Raw genomic sequence first — 21,070 nt, 5'->3', positions numbered from 1 at the left:
CAGGATAACGCCTGTGCCTGAGCAATGGAGGCTTTGCTGTTTCAGAGATGAACGACGGCCATGTCCAGGCGGCCGTAGTCGTTGTCGTTATGATCGCTGCGCGGTGGCACATGATGGGTTTTCATCACCTGATCGCCTTGCAGGGTCTCCAGGTGGATGTCAAACCCCCACAGTCGGTGCAGGTGCTTGAGCACTTCCTCGGTGGAATCGCCCAACGGCTTACGGTCGTGTTGCTGATGACGCAGGGTGAGCGAACGGTCGCCGCGCACATCGATGCTGTAGATCTGCACGTTGGGCTCGCGGTTGCCCAGGTTGTATTGGGCGGCCAGGGTTTCGCGAATGATGCGGTAGCCGGGTTCATCATGGATAGCCGGCACCACGAGGTCGTCTTTCAGGTCGTCATCCAGAATGCTGAACAGCTTGAGGTCACGAATCACCTGAGGTGACAGGTACTGCAGGATGAAACTCTCGTCCTTGAAGCTGCTCATGGCGAACTTGATGGTCGACAGCCAGTCGCTGCCAGCGATCTCCGGGAACCAGCGACGATCCTCCTCGGTGGGGTGTTCGCACATGCGACGGATATCGCGGTACATGGCAAAGCCCAGGGCATAGGGGTTGATGCCGTTGTAATACGGGCTGTCGAAGCCGGGTTGGAAGACTACGCTGGTGTGGGACGTGAGGAACTCCATCATGAAGCCGTCCGTGACCAGGCCCTCGTCGTACAGGTCGTTCATCAGCGTGTAGTGCCAGAATGTTGCCCAGCCTTCGTTCATCACCTGCGTTTGACGCTGGGGATAAAAATACTGGGCGATCTTGCGCACTATGCGCACAATCTCACGCTGCCAAGGCTCCAGCAGCGGGGCGTGTTTTTCCAGAAAATACAGGATGTTTTCCTGGGGTTCGGCGGGGAAGCGTGCATTATCCCTGTCGTTGTTTTTGCCGGCGCGCTTGGGAATGGTGCGCCACAGGTCGTTGATCTGTTTCTGCAGGTGCTCCTCGCGTTCCTTCTGGCGCAGGCGCTCTTCCTCGGCTGAGATCGGATAGGGACGCTTGTAGCGGTCGACCCCGTAATTCATCAGTGCATGGCAGGAGTCCAACAGGTCTTCCACCGCATCAATGCCGTGTCGTTCTTCGCACTGCATGATGTACTGCTTGGCAAACACCAGGTAATCGATGATTGAGCTGGCGTCGGTCCAGGTTCGAAACAGGTAGTTGCCTTTGAAGAAACTGTTATGTCCATAGCAGGCATGAGCCACTACCAGCGCCTGCATGCAGATGGTGTTTTCTTCCATCAGATAGGCGATGCACGGGTCGGAGTTGATCACGATCTCATAGGCCAGGCCCATCTGGCCTCGCGTATAGGACTTCTCGGTGCTGAGGAAGTGTTTGCCATAGGACCAGTGGTGATAACCCAGCGGCATGCCCACCGAGGCATAGGCATCCATCATTTGCTCAGCGGTGATCACTTCAATCTGGTTGGGGTAAGTGTCCAGGGCATAACCTGCCGCGATACGGCTGATTTCCCGGTCATAGGCCTGGATCAGTTCAAAGGTCCACTCGGAGCCAGTGGATAGGGGTTGGCGCTTGTTCTCTTTTTTGGCGGTCATGTCACTAACCTGCGCTGGAAGAGTTCACGGAAGACCGGATAGATATCGCCGGCCGAGACCAGTTGCTGTTGGGCGAACGTGTCGGCAAAGGCTTCGCCGATGCGCTCGTATTCGAACCACAGGGCCTGATGCTCACGGGGGGTGATTTCAACATAGGTGTAGTACTGCACGAACGGCATGATCTGGTTGATCAGAATGTCGCGGCAGATCGGCGAATCGTCGTTCCAGTTGTCGCCATCCGAAGCTTGGGCGGCGTAGATGTTCCATTCGTTGGCAGGATAGCGCTCGGCCATGATTTCCTGCATGAGCTTCAGTGCACTGGAGACAATGGTGCCGCCGGTTTCCCGCGAATAAAAAAACTCTTCTTCGTCCACTTCCCGTGCGCTGGTGTGATGGCGAATGAAAACTACGTCAATCTTGTCGTAGTTCCGTTTCAGGAACAGGTACAGCAGGATGAAGAAACGCTTGGCGATGTCCTTGGTGGCCTGGGTCATGGAGCCGGAGACATCCATCAGGCAGAACATTACGGCTTTGGAGCTGGGATTGGGTTGCTTGACCAGCAGGTTGTATTTCAAATCAAAGGTGTCGAGGAACGGCACGCGGTGAATGCGTGCGCTGAGTTTCTCGATTTCTACCTCGATTTCCTGGATATCGCCGAAGTTGTCTGGTTCTTCACGCTTCAAACGCGCCAGCTCTTCCTTGGCCGCCTTCAGTTTTGCGCGGCTGCTGCCCGAGAGGGCGATGCGTCGTGCATGGGCTGAACGCAAGGTGCGGATGATGTTGATGCGCGAGGGGTTGCCTTCGTTGCTGATCCCGGCGCGTACAGTCTTGAACGTGTCGGTGCCGGTCAGGTTGCGCTTGACCAGGTTGGGCAACTCCAGGTCTTCGAACATGAATTCGAGAAATTCCTCCTGGGTGATCTGGAACACGAATTCGTCCATGCCTTCGCCGGAATTACCGGCCTTGCCCGGACCTTTGCCGCCACCGCCGCCTTGTGGGCGCTGGATGTGTTCGCCGGTGGTGAATTCCTTGTTACCGGGGTGCACGACGGTCTGTTTGCCGCCGCGCCCGTGGTGAAGCACGGGCTCGTCGATGTCCCGGCCAGGAATGCTGATTTGCTCGCCATGCTCCATGTCGGTAATGGAGCGGCGGCTGACGGCTTCTTCTACGGCCTTTTTGATGTGGTCACGGTAACGCCGCAGGAAACGCTGGCGGTTTACCGTGCTCTTGTTCTTGCCATTAAGGCGTCGGTCGATCACATAGCTCATGGGGAGCCCTCCGGGCAGCTTCACGTTACAAGCTTCAAGCCGCGAGCTGGAAGCTTAGAGACAAGCGGTCAGCCGCCAGGCCGGATGCCTGGCAGCGTTGGCTTGTCGCTGCCTTACTGCGATTTACGCACCCGCAAGTACCACTCGGAGAGCAGTCGTACCTGTTTGTCGGTGTAGCCGCGCTCGACCATTCGTGTGACGAAGTCGTTGTGTTTTTGCTGATCCTCCTTGCTGGCCTTGGCATTGAAGCTGATGACCGGCAGCAGATCCTCGGTGTTGGAGAACATTTTCTTTTCGATGACCACCCGCAGCTTCTCGTAGCTGAGCCAGGTGGGATTCTTGCCATTGTTGTTGGCACGGGCGCGCAGTACGAAGTTGACGATTTCGTTGCGGAAATCCTTCGGATTGCTGATGCCGGCCGGTTTCTCGATTTTCTCAAGCTCTTCGTTGAGCGCCACGCGATTGAGGATTTCGCCGGTTTCCGGATCGCGGTACTCCTGGTCCTGAATCCAGAAGTCGGCGTACAGCACATAGCGGTCGAAGATGTTCTGACCGTACTCGCTGTAGGACTCCAGGTACGCGGTCTGGATTTCCTTGCCGATAAACTCGATGTAGCGCGGTGCCAGGTATTCCTTGAGGAAGCGCAGGTAGCGTTCGCGGGTTTCCGCCTGGAATTGCTCCTGTTCGATCTGTTGCTCCAGTACATACAGCAGATGCACCGGGTTGGCGGCGATCTCGTGGGGGTCGAAGTTGAAGACTTTGGACAGGATCTTGAACGCAAAGCGTGTCGACAGGCCATTCATGCCCTCATCGACGCCCGCTGTATCGCGATACTCCTGGATCGACTTGGCCTTGGGATCGGTGTCCTTGAGGTTCTCGCCGTCATACACCCGCATTTTCGAATAGATATTCGAATTCTCCGGCTCCTTGAGGCGCGACAGTACGGTGAACTGGGCGAGCATCTTCAACGTGTCGGGTGCGCAGTGGGCCTTGGCCAGGGAGCTGTTGAAGAGCAGCTTGTCGTAAATCTTGATCTCATCGCTGACCCGCAGGCAGTACGGCACCTTGACGATATAGATCCGGTCGATGAAGGCTTCGTTGTTCTTGTTGTTGCGGAAGGTGTGCCATTCCGATTCGTTGGAGTGGGCCAGCAGGATCCCGGTGAACGGAATCGCGCCCAGGCCTTCGGTGCTGTTGTAGTTGCCTTCCTGGGTAGCGGTGAGCAGTGGGTGGAGCACCTTTATCGGCGCCTTGAACATCTCCACGAACTCCATCAAGCCCTGGTTGGCCCGGCACAGCGCGCCGGAGTAGCTGTAGGCGTCAGCGTCGTTCTGTGGGAATTCTTCGAGTTTGCGGATATCGACCTTGCCCACCAGTGCCGAAATATCCTGGTTGTTTTCGTCGCCCGGTTCGGTCTTGGCCACGCCGATCTGGTTGAGGATCGACGGGTAGAGTTTCACTACGCGGAATTGGCTGATATCACCGCCGAACTCGGCCAGGCGCTTGGTGGCCCAGGGCGACATGATGGTGTTGAGGTAGCGCCGCGGGATACCGAAGTCTTCTTCGAGAATCGCGCCATCTTCCGTGGCGTTGAACAGGCCCAGGGGCGACTCGAAGACCGGCGAGCCCTTGATCGCGTAGAAGGGCACCTTCTCGATCAACTGCTTGAGCTTTTCCGCCAGGGACGACTTGCCGCCGCCGACTGGCCCGAGCAGGTAAAGGATCTGTTTCTTCTCTTCCAGGCCTTGGGCGGCATGGCGGAAGTAGGAGACGATCTGGTCGATGCATTCTTCCATGCCATGGAAGTCTTCAAAGGCCGGATAGCGGCGGATCACCTTGTTGGAGAATATTCGCGACAGGCGCGAATTGTTGGCGGTTTCCACCAGCTCCGGCTCGCCGATCGCCAATAGCAGGCGTTCGGCGGCAGAGGCATATGTGCTGCGGTCCTGCTTGCACAGCTCGAGATACTCTTGAAGCGTGAGTTCTTCCTGCTGCGTGGACGCGAAGCGTTGTTGGAAGTGGCTAAAGATACTCATGACGTCGTCACCTCGCTCGATACGTGGAGCCGACGCCGGATCAATCAGCGGATGCTGGCAGTCATTGACGTACGCCAATGGCTGTTTTCCCCCCCAGAACACCCTGAAACGCTACCGATGACCCGTACGCCGGTGTACCGGCTCTCCCCTGATTCGGATGGCCTGCGCTTAAGGATAGTTCGGAATCCGGGAGGTCAAGGCGCGATGCGCAATTAGTTTGGCTGCGCCGTTCGTCAGAAACGGCGCAAGCCCAAGCGTCACGCGGGATAGCGGGGTGTGAAAAAAATTATTGCGAATTGCCTGAGGAAATTTCCGAGGGGTAAGTCGCACGCCATAGCTCAAAGCCGCCGTCCAGGCTGTAGACGTCGGAGAAGCCCTGGCTGACCAGGTAGGCAGCCGCGCTCTGGCTGGAATTGCCGTGGTAGCACGCCACGATCAGCGGCGCATCGAGGTCGGCGGCGCGGATGAAGTCGGCGATGTTGACGTTGTCCAAATGCTTGGCACCACTGATGTGGGCCGCCGCGTAAGTAGGCTGGTCGCGGATATCGACAACCACTGCGCCTCGCTCGCGCAGCGCTTGGGCTTCTTGGGGAGGGATACGTTTGAATTCGGTCATGGCGGGCTCCTATGGTTTGGCGGCGGCCGGCTGGGTAATGGAAAGAGGGGATTCACACTGGCAGCCGAAGCGCTCGCCGGTGTCGATGTTCATCAGGGTCATGGCGCCGCCCCATACGCAGCCGGTGTCGAGGGCGAACATGCCGGGTTCGTCGCATTTGCCTTCCAGGGCGGCCCAGTGACCAAAGATGATCTTCGTATCACGGGTCTTGCGCTCCTTATGGGCGAACCATGGCTTGTAGCCGGGTAGCGCGGTGTCGGCGCCTTCCTTGCTCTTGAGGTCCAGCTTGCCTTCAGCGGTGCAGAAGCGCATCCGCGTAAAGTAGTTGGTGATCACGCGCAGGCGGGTTACGCCCGTGAGGTCGTTGTCCCACTTCACCGGTTCGTTGCCGTACATGCCGTCCAGGTAGGTGGTGTACAGGGTGTCATCGGCCAGTGCACTTTGGACTTCAGCGGCGCATTTGAGGGCTTTTTTCAGCGTCCACTGAGGTGGAATGCCTGCATGCACCAAGGCCATGTTGCGGCCCTCATCGTAGTGCATGAGTTTCTGCCGGCGCAGCCAGTCGAGCAACTCGGCGCGGTCCGGCGCTTCGAGGATTTCGCGCAGGGTGTCGCCCTTTTTCAGGCGCTCGATGTTATTGCCGGCCGCGAGCAGGTGCAGGTCGTGGTTGCCGAGTACGCATACCAGAGAGTCACGCAGGCTATAGAGATAGCGCAGGGTCTCCAGGGATTGCGGGCCTCGGTTGACGAGGTCGCCCACCAGCCAAAGGCGATCTTCTGTGGGGTTGAAGGCTACGCGCTCAAGCAGGCACTTGAGAGGTTCAAGGCAACCTTGCAGGTCGCCGACCGCGTACGTCGCCATCAGTGCAGGGCTCCAGGTACCGCGAGGCGGAAGGGCTCGATCGTTGCATCGAACAAGTGGCCGTCGGTAGCTTTCATCTGATACGAGCCCTGCATGGTGCCGACCTTCGAGGTCATCACCGTGCCGCTGCTGTAGGTGTGGCTGGCGCCGCTGTCGATCAGGGGTTGCTGGCCGACAACGCCAGCACCGCGCACTTCCTCGACCTGGCCGTCGCCATCGGTAATGACCCAGTGGCGCGATAGCAGCTTGGCCGGGACCAACCCGTTGTTTTTTACGGTGACGGTGTAGGCGAAGGCAAAGCGGTTCTGTTCGGGTTGCGATTGGTCCGCCAGGAAGCGGGTGACGACGCTGACGTCGATCTGATAGCGAGGATCGGACATGCAAGAGGCCTTAAAAGCAGAGGACAGCAGATGCGGGTCAGTCTAGGCCATGAGGTGGGCACTAGGCCAGATACGTGATCCAAATGTGGGAGGGGGCTTGCTCTCGATAGCGGTGTGTCAGTTGAAAATGTATCCACTGATACTCCCCTATCGGGAGCAAGCCCCCTCCCACGTTGGATTGCGTTGAGCCTTATCCTTCTGTCGGAGCAGGCTGGATCGCCAGTTGGTCAGCCAGGCGTACGAACGCGGCCAAGTCCAGCTGTTCGGGGCGCAGGCTGCCATCGACACCGGCGGCTTCGATTTCAGCGTTGCTCAGCAGGGCCTTGAGCGTGTTGCGCAGGGTCTTGCGGCGTTGGTTGAACGCTTCACGCACAACGCGCTCCAGCAGCTTGTGATCCTTGGCTGGGTGGGGCAGCACGGCATGCGGCACCAGGCGTACGATGGCTGAATCAACCTTCGGCGGCGGGTTGAACGCGCCCGGGCCGACGTTGAACAGGTGCTCCACGCGGCAATGATACTGGACCATGATCGACAAACGGCCCCAATTACCACCGCCAGGGCCTGCGGCCAGGCGCTCCACCACTTCCTTCTGCAGCATGAAGTGCATGTCGCGGATGATCCCGGCGTTGTTCAGCAGGTGAAAAATCAGCGGTGTGGAGATGTTGTACGGCAGGTTGCCCACCACCCGCAGGCTATTGGGGGCGGCATTCAGGCTATTGAAGTCGAACTTCAGCGCATCGCCCTGGTGCAGGTTGAAGTTGGGCTTGCCGGCGAACTGCTGGTTCAGGATCGGGATCAGGTCCTTGTCCAGTTCCACCACGTCCAGTTGCCCGCCGCTGGCCAGCAGGCCCTGGGTCAGCGCGCCCTGGCCCGGGCCGATTTCCAGCAGGCGGTCTTCTGGCTTGGCGTGGATGGAGCGCAGGATGCGATCGATGACACCCGCGTCGTGCAGGAAGTTTTGCCCGAAGCGCTTGCGCGCCCGGTGTTGGTAATGCTCAGTCATATACGGGTCTCGGCCATCTGATAGGCGGTTTCCAGGGCTACGTGCAGGCTGCCGGTATCGATCTTGCCGCTGCCCGCCAGGTCCAGGGCTGTGCCATGGTCGACGGAGGTGCGGATGATCGGCAGGCCCAGTGTCACGTTGACTGCAGCGCCGAAGCCTTTGTACTTCAGCACGGGCAGCCCCTGGTCGTGGTACATCGCCAGCACTGCGTCGCAGTGCTCCAGATATTTGGGGGTAAACAGAGTGTCTGCAGGCAATGGGCCGCGCAGGTCCATGCCTTCTTGGCGCAGGCGCTCTAATGTCGGTTCAATGATGTCGATTTCTTCATGGCCCAAGTGGCCGCCTTCACCGGCGTGGGGGTTTAGCCCGCAGACCAGGATACGCGGTCGGGCAATGCCGAATTTGTGTTGCAGGTCGTCATGCAGGATGCGCGTGACGCGCTCTATGCGCTCGGCGGTGATGGCGTCGGCGATATCGCGCAGGGGTAGATGTGTGGTCACCAGCGCAACACGCAGGCCACGGGTCGCCAGCATCATCACGACCTGTTCGGTATGGGTCAGCTCGGCGAGGAATTCGGTATGGCCGGAAAACGCGATGCCGGATTCGTTGATCACGCCTTTATGCACGGGCGCGGTGATCATGCCGGCAAAGTCGCCGTCGATGCAGCCTTGCCCGGCGCGTGTCAGGGTTTCCAGCACAAAGGCTGCATTGGCCTTGTTCAGTTGCCCGGCGACCACCTTGGCCTGTAAAGGGGTGTCCCATACATACAGGCTGCCGGCCGGGGCGGGCAGGTCCGGCCAATTGCCCGGTGCCACTTCCAGCAAGTTGACAGCCACGCCCAACTGCGCGGCCCGCTCAAGGAGCAGGTCGCGGCTGGTAATGGCAATCAGGGGGTGTGGCTGAGGTTGCGAGGCGAGCAGCAGGCACAGGTCTGGACCAATGCCGGCCGGCTCGCCGGGTGTCACCGCGAAACGCTGGGGTTTCACTGGGCTGCCTGGTCGGTGCCTGTTTGCTCGGCGCCTGGCAGCTTGTTCTCTACGTAGGCTTCGTCACGGATCTGACGCAACCAGGTTTGCAGCTCTTCGTCGTATTTGCGGTTACGCAGCACGGTGAGGGCTTGCTGCTCGCGGGCCTGGTTGGTGTTGTCGGTGGCGCGACGGCCAAGGACTTCCAGCACATGCCAGCCGTATTGAGTCTTGAACGGCTTGGACAATACGCCTTGCGGCGTGTCGGCCATGACCTGTTGGAACTCGGGCACCAGAGCTTTCGGGTCGATCCAGTTCAAGTCGCCGCCGTTAAGGGCAGAACCAGGGTCTTCCGAAAAGCTTTTGGCCAGGGTGGCGAAGTCTTCACCGCTTTCGATGCGGTCGTAGATCTTCTGCGCCAGTTCCTTGGTTTGTGCCTCGGTACGGATTTCGCTTGGTTTGACCAGGATGTGACGAACGTGCACTTCGTCTTTCAGCGAGGTCTCGCCGCCGCGCTTGCCCAGCAGCTTGAGGATAATGAAGCCACCTGGGGTACGTGCCGGTTGGGTGATGCCGCCGACTTCCATGGAACTCAGCTCGCGATCAAACGGAGGTGGCAGCTGTGCGGCTTTGCGCCAGCCCATGTCACCGCCGTCCAGTGCGTTATCGCTGCCGGAGACGGCAATGGCGGTCTGGGCAAAGTCAGCACCGGCTTTCAGGCGGTCGTACACCGCTTGGGTCTTGGCCGCCGCCGCGTTCAGTTGCTCGGCGCTGGCGCTGTCTGGCGTCGGGATCAGGATATTGGCCAGGTGCAGTTCTTCGGAGAGCTGCATCTTGCCAAGGTCCGAGGCCAGGAAGTTCTTCACTTCCTGCTCCGATACCTGGACCCGCTCGGCCACACGGCGCTGGCGCACACGGCTGATGATCATCTCGCGCTTGATCTGGTCGCGGGCGTCCTCATAGGACAAGCCGTCGTGGGCCAGCGCGGCGCGGAACTGGTCAATGCTCATGTTGTTGCGTTGAGCGATGGTGCCGACGGCCTGGTTCAGTTCTTCGTCCGAAATCCGGATGCCGGAACGTTCGCCGATCTGCAACTGCAGGTTTTCGACGATCAGACGCTCCAGTACCTGGGGTTCCAGGACGCTGGTCGGCGGCACACCACCGCCACGCTTGGCGATGGTTTGCTGAACTTCCTTGACCCGTTGGTCCAGCTGGCTCTGCATGATCACGTCGTTGTCGACAATGGCCGCTACTTTATCCAGCTGTTGAACCGCGGCGTGTGCCGAAACAGTACCCAGGAACAGCGCGCCCAGCACTAGCGGGCGCAAACACTCAGAAAGCTTTGTCTTCACGTTCACGATAACCTTCAATGCCTTTGTCGAGGAAGCTCTCTACCTTGGCGCCGGTCAGGCCGCCGAGTCCTTTGAGGACGATCTGGAAGAAGAGCCCGTGGTCACCCTTTTCGTTAAGCGGGGCGATCTGGCTGTATTCGTCGTTGGAAACCCAATAGCGATTGATGACGCGCAGTTTCCAGCAGCAGTTGTCGTACTCGAAACCACCGAAGGCTTCCAGGGTGCGGTTGCGGGCATAGTCATACTGCCAGCGGGTGATCAGGTTCCACTGAGGAATGATCGGCCACATCATCGAGAAGTCGTGTTGCTGGATTTTGTAGTAATCCTTCACGTAGTTCGGTTCACTTGGTTGGCCGTAATCACCACCAAACTGCCATTTGCCGGTCAGCTGGTTGTAGACCACCTGGTCGTTGCGATAGCGATAGCCGAGGTTGACGACCTTGTTCGGGTTGTCTTCCGGCTGGTAGTGGAACATCGCGCTGCCCGAACGAGGGGCGTGGCTTTCAGGGTCCCAGTTGTAGTCGGCTGTTGCACGCCAATCGCGGTTGAAGCGGAACGCGTATTCCAGAGCGATAGGCGAGACGTTTGAGCGTGCATCGTCGCGATCAGCGGCCAATACACCCGGCAGTTGGACTTCGCGATCCTTGAAGTACACAGCCTGACCGACGGAAACACGCTGGCGTTCAAAGCCGTTTTCTTCGATCCAGCGGCTGGTTACGCCCAGGGAAAGCTTATTCTCATCACCGATCCTGTCTGACCCGCTGAAACGATTATCGCGGAACAGGGAGGAGTAGCTGAACGAGTACTCACCTGTATCGAAGACCGGGATATCGCTTTGATCTTTGTTTGGTACGTAAAGATAGAAGGCGCGCGGCTCAAGGGTCTGGTTGTAGTCCTTGCCGAACCAATTGGTGGTGCGGTCAAAGTAGAGGCCGCTGTCGATGCTGGCGATCGGGACTGCACGATCTTGTGAACTTTTGAACACGCCGCCGGCGTAAGGAGCTGCACCAGGCTGAGCAGCATCCTGCTGCGCGCGGACAATGTCACCCTTGCCTATGCTATCGAGGTCAAGATCATATTTGGTATAGACGTACTTGAGTTTCGGCGTAATGAAGCCATAGCTCCAGTTCATTGGGTACTCGACAGCGGGAGCTACGTTCAAGCGTGTTCCGTTTGCACGGGTCAGGCCGTTTACGTAGGTATCCAGGCGTCGTTCACCGATGGTGCCATCAAGTGGGTTGATCGGCCCGCCATCTTCATTGACCACATTACCCTTTCGAAGGTCTCGGTCAAATCTTACGGCTTCAGTCTCGTAGGAGAAGTTGAGCCCACCCGGGTGATACGGCAGTTGACCATTGAAGGTGATCTGCGGCAAACGGTCATACGGAGTGATCTGCGAAATCGTCGCCAATTGATACGACTGCAGATTCACGCGAGCTTGATAGCTGTCACCACGGTAGGTCACCGAGCCTTGCTGATTCAGGTAGTCCTGGCTCTCAACGCCTTCCTGATACGACTTCAAATCCTGGAAGTAGAACGGATCACTGATCTTGGTGTAATCGACCTGAGTCGTCAGGCGCGAATCCAACCCACCCTTATGCTGCCAATTGAGCATATAACGGGTTTTTTCGTAATCGGTCTGCTTCTTCCGCTCGTCGCTATCATCGTTGAGATACGCCCCACCAAACTGCCCTTCACTCGACTTGGTCAGGTAGCGGAATTCGCCTTCCATCAACAAACCGCGCTTGGTCATGTATTGCGGGTACAACGTGGCATCGTAGTTCGGCGCCAGGTTGAAGTAGTACGGCGTTACCAGCGTGAAGCCAGTCTCGCTGCCGGTGCTGAAGCTCGGCGGCAGGAAGCCGGATTGACGACGGTCGTCGATCGGGAAGTAGATATACGGGGTATACAGGATCGGGATGTTCTTGACCCGCAACGTCGCGTTGGTGGCCGTACCGAAACCGGTGGCCGGGTTCAACGTGATGTTGTTGCCCTTGAGCTGCCAGGCGTTGCTGTCCGGCTCGCAGGTGGTGTACGTACCGTCCTTGAGACGGATGATCGCGTTCTCGGCACGCTTGGCGTACAGGGCGTTACCGCGAATGCGCGACTTGTGCATCACGTATTCGGCGTTGTCGATCTGGGCGGCGCCGGTGTCGAGCTGGACCTGGGCATGGTCGCCCACGATCAGCGCGCCGTTGTCGCGCAGTCGCACTTTGCCGTTCAGCTCGCCACGGTTCTCGGCCTGGTACAGGCTGGCTTCGTCCGCTTCAAGCTGCATGCTGCCCTGGCGCATGACCACGTCACCGGCCAGGGTGGCGACCTGCTGTTCCTGTTCGTAACGCGAGGCCTTGGCACCGATGAAGGTCGGCGCATCGCTCTTGTCCGTCTTGTCGTTCATGCCAGGACGAGTCGGCTCGATGTAGGCACCGCCGCAGTAAGGGCCGGTCTCGGCCAGCTGCGCTGCAGTCAGCTTGTCGCGAGGCACCCAGTCCAGGTGGCTGTAGTCGGCGCTGCGCGAGCGCAGGCCACGGCCCTTGGATTCGGTGACCAGCACAGTCTTGGGCTCGGCGTCGACGCTGCCGCCAGCCTTGCCTTGCGGCGTGCCGTTGGCCGAGCTGACGGCAGAACCGTCATGCACCGGGCGCGGTGGCAATGGGGCTGCGGCGGTCTTCGGCGCGCAATCCCAGGCACCCGAAGCAGAGACTGAGCAGTCATACTGTTCCGCGGCGACCACGAATGAGGTGGCGAAAGGTTGCAAGGCCAGCAGACTGCCGGTTACCAGCAACGGAAATTTTCTACGAAACGCGGGGGATTTCAATGCCATCTTATTAGTCCGGGCTTCCTGCGTGCCATCTGCCCGCGGTTTGGGCCGCACGCCTCTCGATGGTCTGAAAAAGATGCGTGATAATAAAGCATGCCCCGCTTGACGGCTAGCGCCGTCGGAGACCCTTGTAATGCCCGAGCAAGATCTACGTTTACAACAGCTGGAAGTCTGGCTGGATGAGCAGTTGCCGATCCTCTTCAACGCTCAGGACTGGGGCCCCGTACCCCCGGCCACATTGACCGCGGCCAGCAGCGACGCGAGTTTCAGGCGTTACTTCCGGTGGGAGGGCGGTGCCCATACGTTCGTCGTAATGGACGCGCCACCCCCCCAGGAAAACTGCAAACCTTTCGTCGATATCGCGCATTTACTGGCGAAATCAGGAATAAATGTGCCAAAAATTTATGCAGAAGACTTGCCTCGTGGCTTTCTTTTGCTCAATGACCTGGGCAGAAAAACCTATCTGGACGTGATTGACGCTGAAAATGCCGATCAATTATTTGCCGACGCCATCGATGCGCTGCTGGCTTTCCAGCAATTGCCGATGGACGCACCATTGCCCAGCTACGACGCGGCCTTGTTGCGTCGCGAGCTGGAGTTGTTCCCGGAATGGTATGTGCGCCGTCACCTGGGGATCGACTTCGACGCTGAGCAACACGCCCTCTGGCAACGCGTCAGCGAAAAATTGATCGACAGTGCCCTGGCGCAGCCCAAGGTGCTGGTGCATCGCGACTATATGCCGCGCAACCTGATGATCAGTGAGCCGAACCCCGGCGTACTGGATTTTCAAGATGCAGTCTACGGCCCGGTGACTTATGACATTACCTGCCTGTTCAAAGACGCCTTCCTCAGTTGGCCCCAGTCGCGTGTGCGTGAATGGCAGCACGGCTACTGGCAGCGCGCCGGGCAGTTGGGGATCCCGGTGCAGGACGACTTCGAAGACTTTCTGCGCGCCAGCGACCTGATGGGCGTGCAGCGTCATCTCAAGGTCATCGGTATTTTTTCGCGTATTTGCCACCGTGACGGTAAACCGCGCTACCTGGCCGATGTGCCGCGTTTCTTTGCCTATATAGAAGCGGTGCTCGCCGACCGACCCGAGTTGAGCGAACTGGGCGAACTGCTCGCCAGCCTGCGCCAGCCCGCCGAGGCCATTGTATGAAGGCAATGATCCTGGCAGCGGGAAAGGGCGAGCGCATGCGTCCGCTTACCCTGCATACGCCCAAGCCGCTGGTGCAAGCCGGCGGCAAGCGGTTGATCGAGTATCACCTTGAAGCCTTGGCGAAGGCCGGCTTCACCGAGATCGTGATCAACCATGCCTGGCTGGGCCAGCAGATTGAAAACTACTTGGGTGACGGCGCCCAGTTCGGGCTGCGCATCCGCTACTCGCCGGAGGGTGAGCCGCTGGAAACGGGGGGCGGGATATTCCAGGCGTTGCCGCTGCTGGGGGATGACCCCTTCCTGGTGGTCAATGGCGATATCTGGACTGACTACGATTTCACCCGCCTCAGGCAGCCGATCCAGGGCCTGGCGCACTTGGTGATGGTCGACAACCCTGAGCACCACCCGTCAGGCGGGGATTTCTACCTGCATAAAGGTCTGCTTCATGATGCCGTGCCCGGTGCCGATAACCTGACCTTCAGTGGCATTTCAGTGCTCGACCCCAAATTGTTCGCGGGTTGCAGCGCCGGTGCCTTCAAGTTGGCCCCGCTGTTGCGCGCGGCCATGGCTAAAGGTCTGGTAACGGGGGAGCACATGACGGGACGCTGGGTGGATGTCGGGACGCTGGAGCGTCTGGGGCAAGTCGAAACCTTGCTGACAGCGGAGCAGTAGGATGTTGTGGCCAGGGACGCTGATCGGCGCCGGGGCTGGCTTTGCCATTGCCAGTATTCCGGGGGCCTTGTTGGGTGCATTGCTGGGGCAGGCGCTGGATCGTCGCCTGCAACTGCACAGTTGGGCGCAGTTGCGCGAACGCCTGGGCGGGCGCCCGGCGTTGCGCAACGACGAACTGTTGTTTGTGTTGTTGGGGCGGTTGGCCAAGAGTAACGGCCGGGTTGTGGATGGGCATATCCAGCAGGCGCGTCAGGAGATGCGCGCGTTGGATATGTCCGAGCCGGCCCAGCGTCGCGCTATCAGCGCCTTCAACCGGGGCAAGTCTGGCAGCGACCGTGTGCGCAGCTACTTGCGTGTACTCAAGGCGCAACCCCATGCGGCGGAAGGCGTGCTACGTGCCTGTTGGCGCATGGCCTGGGCGGACGGACGGGCGGATGACGCCGAGCGCGACCTGATCGACCTGTGGGGCAAATGGCTGGGCTGGACGCCGCAACAACTCCAGGCACTGGCAACCGATTACGCGCCGCAGCGCAAACCGCTGGCCAATTGTGGCGGAGCCTATCAGGAGGCGTTGCGGGTTCTGGGTGTGACGGCGACCACTGAGCCCTCGGTGATCAAGCGTGCCTACCGTCGCCTCCTCAGCCGCCACCACCCGGACAAGGTCGCCGGCACGGGCGCCAGCCCCGCACAAGTGCGTGAAGCCACCGAGCGTACCCGGGAGCTGCATAACGCTTATGCATTGATTCGCGAGCGTCGGGATTTTCGCTGAGGCTATTGGCCTGAGAGTCCCCTCCCACATTGTTTCTGCAACAGGTTCGAAGACATGATCAGTCTGCGCCGCCCTGCGGGCTGAGCCACCCGCGAACCCGCCTATACAACTGTTCCTGCTCTGCTGCGCTATTGCCGGGCAACGCCGTGAGCGATACCTGCTTGTAACCGTCATTTTTCGAACGCTTGGCCGCCTGGATACGCTCCTGCGCGTTTTTGCGTTCCTGAGGGGCGTCTTGATAGAACACATCCGCCGTGGGCACCTTCAAGCTCGGCGCCAGTTGTTGCAGGTCCGGTTGGCGAGCCGCCGGCGTCTTCCCGGCCACCATGATCAGCTTCTGCACCTGGGATGGTTGTTTCTCGCTCAGGTAGCGTGCGGCCCACCAGGCGCCGGTGCCGTGGCCGAGCAACACCACGCTGCGCGCGCTTTGGGTCTGGGCGAAGGCAACAGCGGCGTCGATGCGGTCGAAGATGCGCTTGGCGTCGGTCTTGTCCTGTTCATCCGCACCCGGCACCACCGCCGGGTCAGTGCCTTCGGCCTCGGCGCTTGCGGCCTGTTCGACAGGTTTGGCGGCCGTGCTGCCGTCCTTGCTGCTGGTGTCGACCGCAGCTTTTGGCGGTTCGATGACCCGTGGCGGCAAGGTGTCTACATTTACGTCCGGCAGTGACAGGCTCAAGGTGCCCCAGGCCGCATCCGGTAGCTTGCGCCGCAAGGGGGCGATTGCTTGCGGCCAGTCGGCGTTCTCCCCGGCGCCCGGTACGATAATCACCACACCTTCGGCCTCTGCGCCGTTGGCGGGTTTCCACAGGGCCAGGAACGAATCGCTACCGGCTTGCAGCTGTTGTTGTTCCGGTTGCGGAATCTGGCGCTCCAGAGCGCTGGCTTGCGACTGGCTGCGCTCGGGCAGGGGTTGGCGCTCAGCTGGTTTTTCGGCAGCGGGCGCGGGCGCGTCGGCGGCGTGAACAGGCAGGGCGCTGGCACATAGTAGCGACAGGCACAACGTTGGCAGTGCCGAACGGTGGAGAAAAAGCATCGTTAATTTCCGGCCATAAGTGATGTGAGCAGCCTAATGGGTTGGTCAGTATTTGTCAGTGATGTGGGGCGTGGTTTTCTGCCAGCAGGTTAGCGGCGATGACCATTCAACCAGTGAATGGCAGACAACACGGGATGGGCAGCTATTCTTGTGCCAGCCCATCATTCATAAGAGGCCGCGCACATGAGTACTTCCTCATTCAAGATCGCCCATAAACTGCTGACCGGCGCGGGCGCCATCGAGCAATTGGCCGCGGAACTGACCCGGCTGGATGTGGATAACCCGCTGATCGTCACCGATGCGGCCCTGGTCAAGTCTGGCACTGTGGCCCTGGCCCTCGAACATCTGGGCGATCGTGCTTACGAAATCTTCGATCGCGTACTGCCCGACCCGGAAATCGCCATCGTTGAAGACTGCATGCGTGCGTACCGCGAAGGCGGGCATGACGGCCTCATTGGTGTGGGCGGCGGCAGCGCCATCGATATCGCCAAGAGCGTGGCGGCCTATGCCGGCTACCACGGTGCGCTGGCGGATTTGTTCGGGGTCGACCAGGTGCCGCGCAAGGGCCCGCCGCTGATCGCCATCCCGACCACGGCGGGCACCGGTTCGGAGGTTACCAATGTGGCGATCCTCTCCGACAAGGTCGCACAGCTGAAAAAAGGCATCGTCAGCGACTACCTGCTGCCGGATGTCGCGCTGATCAGCCCGCAAATGACCCTGACCTGCCCGCGCAGTGTCACCGCAGCCAGTGGTGTCGACGCGTTGGTGCATGCCATTGAGTCCTATCTGTCACTGAACGCCTCGCCGATCACCGACGCCCTGGCCATCGGCGCGATCAAGCTGATCGCCAACGCGCTGCCCAAGGCTTACGCCAACCCGGCCAACCTGCAGGCCCGTGATGACATGGCTACTGCCAGCCTCATGGCCGGCATGGCATTCGGGAATGCCGGAGTCGGTGCCGTGCATGCGCTGGCGTATCCGCTGGGCGGGCGTTTTAATATTGCCCATGGCGTAAGCAATGCGCTGTTGCTGCCATATGTCATGCATTGGAACAAGTTGGCCTGCGTCGAACGTATGCAGGATATTGCCCAAGCCATGGGCGTTAACGTGACAGGCTTGAGTGTCAGCGAGGCTGCCGACGGCGCCGTGGAAGCGATGACGCGACTGTGCGCCGCTGTCGAGATTCCCGCAGGGCTGCGCAGTTTCGGGGTGCCCGAGGACGCCATTGCCTCCATGGCCACCGAGGCCGCGGGTATCGAGCGCCTGATGCGCAATAATCCGCGTCAGCTCAGTGTGGTCGATATCGAGAAAATCTACCGGGCGGCTTACTAAGCATTGAGTTAGGTCACGGTGCGCGCAGCAAAGCATGAGGTATACAATGCGCGCCATCGTGATTTAGCTCAAAAAAGGTGCGTCATGCAGCCCTTCGTCATTGCTCCATCGATTCTCTCCGCCGACTTCGCCCGCCTGGGTGAGGAAGTGGACAAGGTGTTGGCCGCGGGTGCCGACTTCGTGCACTTCGATGTCATGGACAACCACTACGTACCCAACCTGACCATCGGCCCGATGGTCTGCGCAGCGCTGCGCAAATACGGCATCACCGCGCCGATCGACGCCCACCTGATGGTCAGCCCCGTGGACCGCATCATCGGTGACTTCATCGAGGCCGGCGCGACCTACATTACCTTCCACCCGGAAGCCACGCTGCACGTCGACCGCACCCTGCAACTGATCCGCGAAGGCGGCTGCAAGGCGGGCCTGGTGTTCAACCCGGCCACTCCGCTGAGCGTGCTTGAGTACGTGATGGACAAGGTCGACATGGTGCTGCTGATGAGCGTCAACCCAGGTTTCGGCGGGCAGAAGTTCATCCCGGGCACCCTGAACAAGCTGCGCGAAGCGCGGGCGCTGATCGACGCCTCAGGGCGCGATATCCGCCTGGAGATCGACGGCGGGGTCAACGTCAACAATATTCGTGAAATCGCTGCCGCCGGCGCCGATACCTTCGTGGCAGGCTCGGCGATCTTCAACGCACCGGACTACCAGGCCGTCATCGACACGATGCGTGCCGAACTGGCGCTGACGCGTCCATGAGCGGCTTCGAGCAGCTGTTCCCCGGCAAGCTGCCACGGCTGGTGATGTTCGATCTGGACGGTACGCTGATCGACTCGGTGCCTGACCTGGCAGCGGCGGTGGACCAGATGCTGCTCAAATTGGGGCGCAAGCCGGCGGGGATCGAGTCGGTGCGCGAGTGGGTCGGCAACGGCGCGCCGATGCTGGTGCGCCGGGCCCTGGCAAACCATATCGACGCTTCGGGTGTCGATGAGGTGGAAGCCGAGCACGCTCTGGAATTATTCAATGTCGCGTACGAAAACGGCCACGAACTCACCGTGGTCTACCCCGGCGTGCGTGACACTCTCAAATGGCTGAGCAAGCAGGGCGTGGAAATGGCCTTGATCACCAACAAGCCGGAGCGCTTTGTTGCGCCGCTGTTGGACCAGATGAAAATCGGCCGCTATTTTCGCTGGATCATCGGTGGCGATACCTTGCCGCAGAAGAAGCCTGACCCGGCCGCACTGTTCTTTGTGATGAAAATGGCGAATATCCCGGCGTCCCAGTCGTTGTTTGTCGGCGATTCGCGCAGTGATGTACTGGCGGCAAAAGCTGCAGGCGTGCAGTGCGTAGCCTTGAGCTACGGCTACAACCACGGGCGCCCGATTGCCGAAGAGTCGCCGGCGCTGGTGATTGATGATCTGCGCCTGCTAATCCCCGGTTGCCTGGGAGCGGGCGCTGAGATAACGTTGCCCGACATTGATCCGTCCCCTTCTGGAAACGCCATCGTGGTGGTCACTCGCAAACTCTGGATGAAAGTCATCAAGGCCCTGGCCCGCTGGCGTTGGCGCGCCTGACTGATTCTCGCCGCGCTGCGGCACGTTTGCCTACCTGACCGTTTGACCCTCAAGCCACGAGGCTCCCCCATGATCCGTGAAGAATTCCTGCGTTTGGCCGCTGCCGGCTATAACCGTATTCCCCTGGCCTGCGAAACCCTGGCCGACTTCGACACGCCATTGTCGATTTATCTGAAGCTTGCCGATGCGCCCAACTCTTACCTGCTCGAATCGGTACAGGGCGGCGAGAAATGGGGCCGTTACTCGATCATCGGCCTGCCATGCCGCACGGTGCTGCGCGTGCACGACCATCATGTCAGCATCACCCACGATGGCGTAGAGATCGAAAGCCATGACGTTGAAGACCCGCTGGCCTTCGTCGAAGCTTTCAAGGCGCGCTACAACGTACCGACCATTGCCGGCCTGCCGCGTTTCAATGGTGGCCTGGTGGGGTATTTCGGCTATGACTGCGTGCGCTATGTCGAAAAGCGTCTTGGGAAATGTCCGAACCCAGACCCATTGGGTGTGCCGGACATTTTGCTGATGGTCTCCGACGCGGTCGTGGTGTTCGACAACCTTGCCGGCAAGATGCATGCGATTGTCCTTGCCGACCCTGCTCAAGCGGATGCCTTCGAGCAAGGCCAGGCCAGTCTGCAGGCGCTGTTGGAAAAACTCCGCCAGCCGATCACCCCGCGTCGCGGCCTGGACCTGAGCCGCCCACCTGCGGCCGATCCGGTGTTTCGCTCCAGCTTTACGCAGGATGACTACGAGCGCGCAGTCGATACCATCAAGCAATACATCCTCGCCGGTGACTGCATGCAAGTGGTGCCGTCGCAACGCATGTCCATCGACTTCAAGGCCGCGCCGATCGACCTGTACCGTGCGCTGCGGTGCTTCAACCCGACGCCGTATATGTACTTCTTCAACTTTGGCGACTTCCACGTGGTGGGCAGCTCGCCGGAAGTGCTGGTGCGTGTCGAAGATAACCTGATCACCGTACGCCCGATTGCCGGCACACGCCCACGTGGCGCGACCGAAGAGGCAGACTTGGCGCTGGAAGAAGACCTGCTCAGCGATGACAAGGAAATCGCCGAGCACCTGATGCTGATCGACCTGGGGCGCAATGACACCGGGCGTGTTTCAGAAATCGGTTCGGTGAAGTTGACCGAGAAGATGGTCATCGAGCGCTACTCCAACGTGATGCACATCGTGTCCAACGTGACTGGCGAACTGAAGGCCGGGCTGACGGCGATGGATGCACTGCGCGCGATTTTGCCGGCGGGCACCTTGTCGGGCGCACCGAAAATCCGTGCGATGGAAATCATCGACGAACTGGAGCCGGTCAAGCGTGGCGTGTATGGCGGTGCCGTCGGTTACTTCGCCTGGAACGGCAATATGGACACTGCGATCGCGATCCGCACCGCGGTGATCAAGGATGGCGAACTGCATGTACAGGCCGGTGGCGGGATTGTGGCGGACTCGGTGCCGGCCCTTGAGTGGGAAGAAACCTTGAACAAGCGCCGGGCGATGTTCCGTGCTGTGGCGCTGGCAGAGCAAACTCCACAAGACTAAAGCTGGAATAAAAAGTGTGGGAGCGGGCTTGCCCGCGATGGCGGTGTATCACTCGAGATATTCAGTGACTGA

At 59.9% G+C, this 21,070-nt stretch carries 18 protein-coding genes; 7 read left to right on the top strand and 11 right to left on the bottom strand.

The genetic code is table 11. The annotated features are described in order from the left end of the window. Positions 1 to 41 precede the first annotated feature (41 nt). From IH404_RS25840 to IH404_RS25795, 10 genes are all read right to left on the bottom strand, one after another. Complete coding sequence (locus tag IH404_RS25840; RefSeq protein ID WP_194439399.1) at positions 42 to 1,607, bottom strand: SpoVR family protein; 1,566 nt, start codon at positions 1,605 to 1,607, stop codon at positions 42 to 44. After that, positions 1,604 to 2,875, bottom strand: coding sequence for a YeaH/YhbH family protein (locus tag IH404_RS25835; protein ID WP_005792055.1), 1,272 nt, complete (start codon positions 2,873 to 2,875; stop codon positions 1,604 to 1,606). The genes IH404_RS25840 and IH404_RS25835 overlap by 4 nt, the downstream gene beginning before the upstream one ends. Positions 2,876 to 2,988: 113 nt before the next feature. Beyond that, positions 2,989 to 4,911 (bottom strand): PrkA family serine protein kinase, encoded by a 1,923-nt coding sequence (locus IH404_RS25830; protein ID WP_003194732.1) that lies wholly within the window; start codon positions 4,909 to 4,911, stop codon positions 2,989 to 2,991. Between the two features lie 286 nt (positions 4,912 to 5,197). Further along, complete coding sequence (glpE, locus tag IH404_RS25825; protein ID WP_194439397.1) at positions 5,198 to 5,527, bottom strand: thiosulfate sulfurtransferase GlpE; 330 nt, start codon at positions 5,525 to 5,527, stop codon at positions 5,198 to 5,200. A 9-nt stretch (positions 5,528 to 5,536) separates the two neighbouring features. Then, the gene (locus tag IH404_RS25820; protein WP_194439395.1) at positions 5,537 to 6,388 is read right to left on the bottom strand and encodes a symmetrical bis(5'-nucleosyl)-tetraphosphatase; all 852 of its coding nucleotides are present in this window, start codon (positions 6,386 to 6,388) and stop codon (positions 5,537 to 5,539) included. Beyond that, positions 6,388 to 6,768 carry a Co2+/Mg2+ efflux protein ApaG gene (gene apaG, locus IH404_RS25815; RefSeq protein ID WP_005792049.1) on the bottom strand — a complete coding sequence of 127 codons (381 nt, stop codon included), beginning with the start codon at positions 6,766 to 6,768 and terminating at the stop codon, positions 6,388 to 6,390. Before apaG ends, IH404_RS25820 begins: the two co-directional genes overlap by 1 nt. Before the next feature lie 190 nt (positions 6,769 to 6,958). After that, positions 6,959 to 7,771 carry a 16S rRNA (adenine(1518)-N(6)/adenine(1519)-N(6))-dimethyltransferase RsmA gene (gene rsmA, locus IH404_RS25810; protein WP_194439393.1) on the bottom strand — a complete coding sequence of 271 codons (813 nt, stop codon included), beginning with the start codon at positions 7,769 to 7,771 and terminating at the stop codon, positions 6,959 to 6,961. Beyond that, positions 7,768 to 8,757 carry a 4-hydroxythreonine-4-phosphate dehydrogenase PdxA gene (pdxA, locus tag IH404_RS25805; protein WP_078822479.1) on the bottom strand — a complete coding sequence of 330 codons (990 nt, stop codon included), beginning with the start codon at positions 8,755 to 8,757 and terminating at the stop codon, positions 7,768 to 7,770. The genes rsmA and pdxA overlap by 4 nt, the downstream gene beginning before the upstream one ends. Further along, positions 8,754 to 10,088, bottom strand: coding sequence for a peptidylprolyl isomerase (locus IH404_RS25800; RefSeq protein WP_164366076.1), 1,335 nt, complete (start codon positions 10,086 to 10,088; stop codon positions 8,754 to 8,756). Before IH404_RS25800 ends, pdxA begins: the two co-directional genes overlap by 4 nt. Beyond that, positions 10,069 to 12,912 (bottom strand): LPS-assembly protein LptD, encoded by a 2,844-nt coding sequence (locus IH404_RS25795; RefSeq protein ID WP_194439391.1) that lies wholly within the window; start codon positions 12,910 to 12,912, stop codon positions 10,069 to 10,071. The genes IH404_RS25800 and IH404_RS25795 overlap by 20 nt, the downstream gene beginning before the upstream one ends. Positions 12,913 to 13,042: 130 nt before the next feature. Here IH404_RS25795 and IH404_RS25790 point away from each other — a divergent pair, with 130 nt between their 5' ends. Genes IH404_RS25790 through IH404_RS25780 form a run of 3 tightly spaced genes read left to right on the top strand, consistent with a single transcriptional unit; the run spans position 13,043 to position 15,508 of the window. Next, entirely contained in the window at positions 13,043 to 14,068 is a 1,026-nt protein-coding gene (locus IH404_RS25790; protein ID WP_194439389.1) for a phosphotransferase, read from the top strand. Further along, on the top strand, positions 14,065 to 14,739 hold the full coding sequence (murU, locus tag IH404_RS25785) for an N-acetylmuramate alpha-1-phosphate uridylyltransferase MurU (RefSeq protein ID WP_194439387.1): 675 nt from the start codon (positions 14,065 to 14,067) through the stop codon (positions 14,737 to 14,739). The genes IH404_RS25790 and murU overlap by 4 nt, the downstream gene beginning before the upstream one ends. 1 nt (position 14,740) lies before the next feature. Beyond that, positions 14,741 to 15,508, top strand: a complete 768-nt coding sequence (locus IH404_RS25780) for a TerB family tellurite resistance protein (RefSeq protein ID WP_194439385.1) — start codon at positions 14,741 to 14,743, stop codon at positions 15,506 to 15,508. A 58-nt stretch (positions 15,509 to 15,566) separates the two neighbouring features. Here the strand turns inward: IH404_RS25780 and IH404_RS25775 are convergent, their stop codons facing one another. Further along, on the bottom strand, positions 15,567 to 16,541 hold the full coding sequence (locus tag IH404_RS25775; protein ID WP_194439383.1) for an alpha/beta hydrolase family protein: 975 nt from the start codon (positions 16,539 to 16,541) through the stop codon (positions 15,567 to 15,569). Positions 16,542 to 16,724: 183 nt separating this feature from the next. Here IH404_RS25775 and IH404_RS25770 point away from each other — a divergent pair, with 183 nt between their 5' ends. The 4 genes from IH404_RS25770 (at position 16,725) to trpE (ending at position 20,998) form a co-directional block, all read left to right on the top strand. Beyond that, complete coding sequence (locus IH404_RS25770) at positions 16,725 to 17,873, top strand: iron-containing alcohol dehydrogenase (protein WP_194439381.1); 1,149 nt, start codon at positions 16,725 to 16,727, stop codon at positions 17,871 to 17,873. 84 nt (positions 17,874 to 17,957) lie between these two features. Next, complete coding sequence (gene rpe / locus IH404_RS25765; RefSeq protein ID WP_057702265.1) at positions 17,958 to 18,632, top strand: ribulose-phosphate 3-epimerase; 675 nt, start codon at positions 17,958 to 17,960, stop codon at positions 18,630 to 18,632. Continuing rightward, on the top strand, positions 18,629 to 19,447 hold the full coding sequence (locus IH404_RS25760) for a phosphoglycolate phosphatase (protein WP_122736009.1): 819 nt from the start codon (positions 18,629 to 18,631) through the stop codon (positions 19,445 to 19,447). Before rpe ends, IH404_RS25760 begins: the two co-directional genes overlap by 4 nt. 69 nt (positions 19,448 to 19,516) lie before the next feature. After that, positions 19,517 to 20,998 carry an anthranilate synthase component I gene (gene trpE, locus IH404_RS25755; RefSeq protein ID WP_005792028.1) on the top strand — a complete coding sequence of 494 codons (1,482 nt, stop codon included), beginning with the start codon at positions 19,517 to 19,519 and terminating at the stop codon, positions 20,996 to 20,998. The last annotated feature ends 72 nt before the right edge of the window (positions 20,999 to 21,070 follow it).

Origin of the sequence: Pseudomonas sp. OST1909 (assembly GCF_015277575.1) — a bacterium.
In the GTDB taxonomy this organism is placed as follows: Bacteria; Pseudomonadota; Gammaproteobacteria; order Pseudomonadales; family Pseudomonadaceae; genus Aquipseudomonas; species Aquipseudomonas synxantha_A.
The sequence above is the reverse complement of the archived record's forward strand: the minus strand, read 5'-3'. Positions and strand labels throughout refer to the sequence as shown.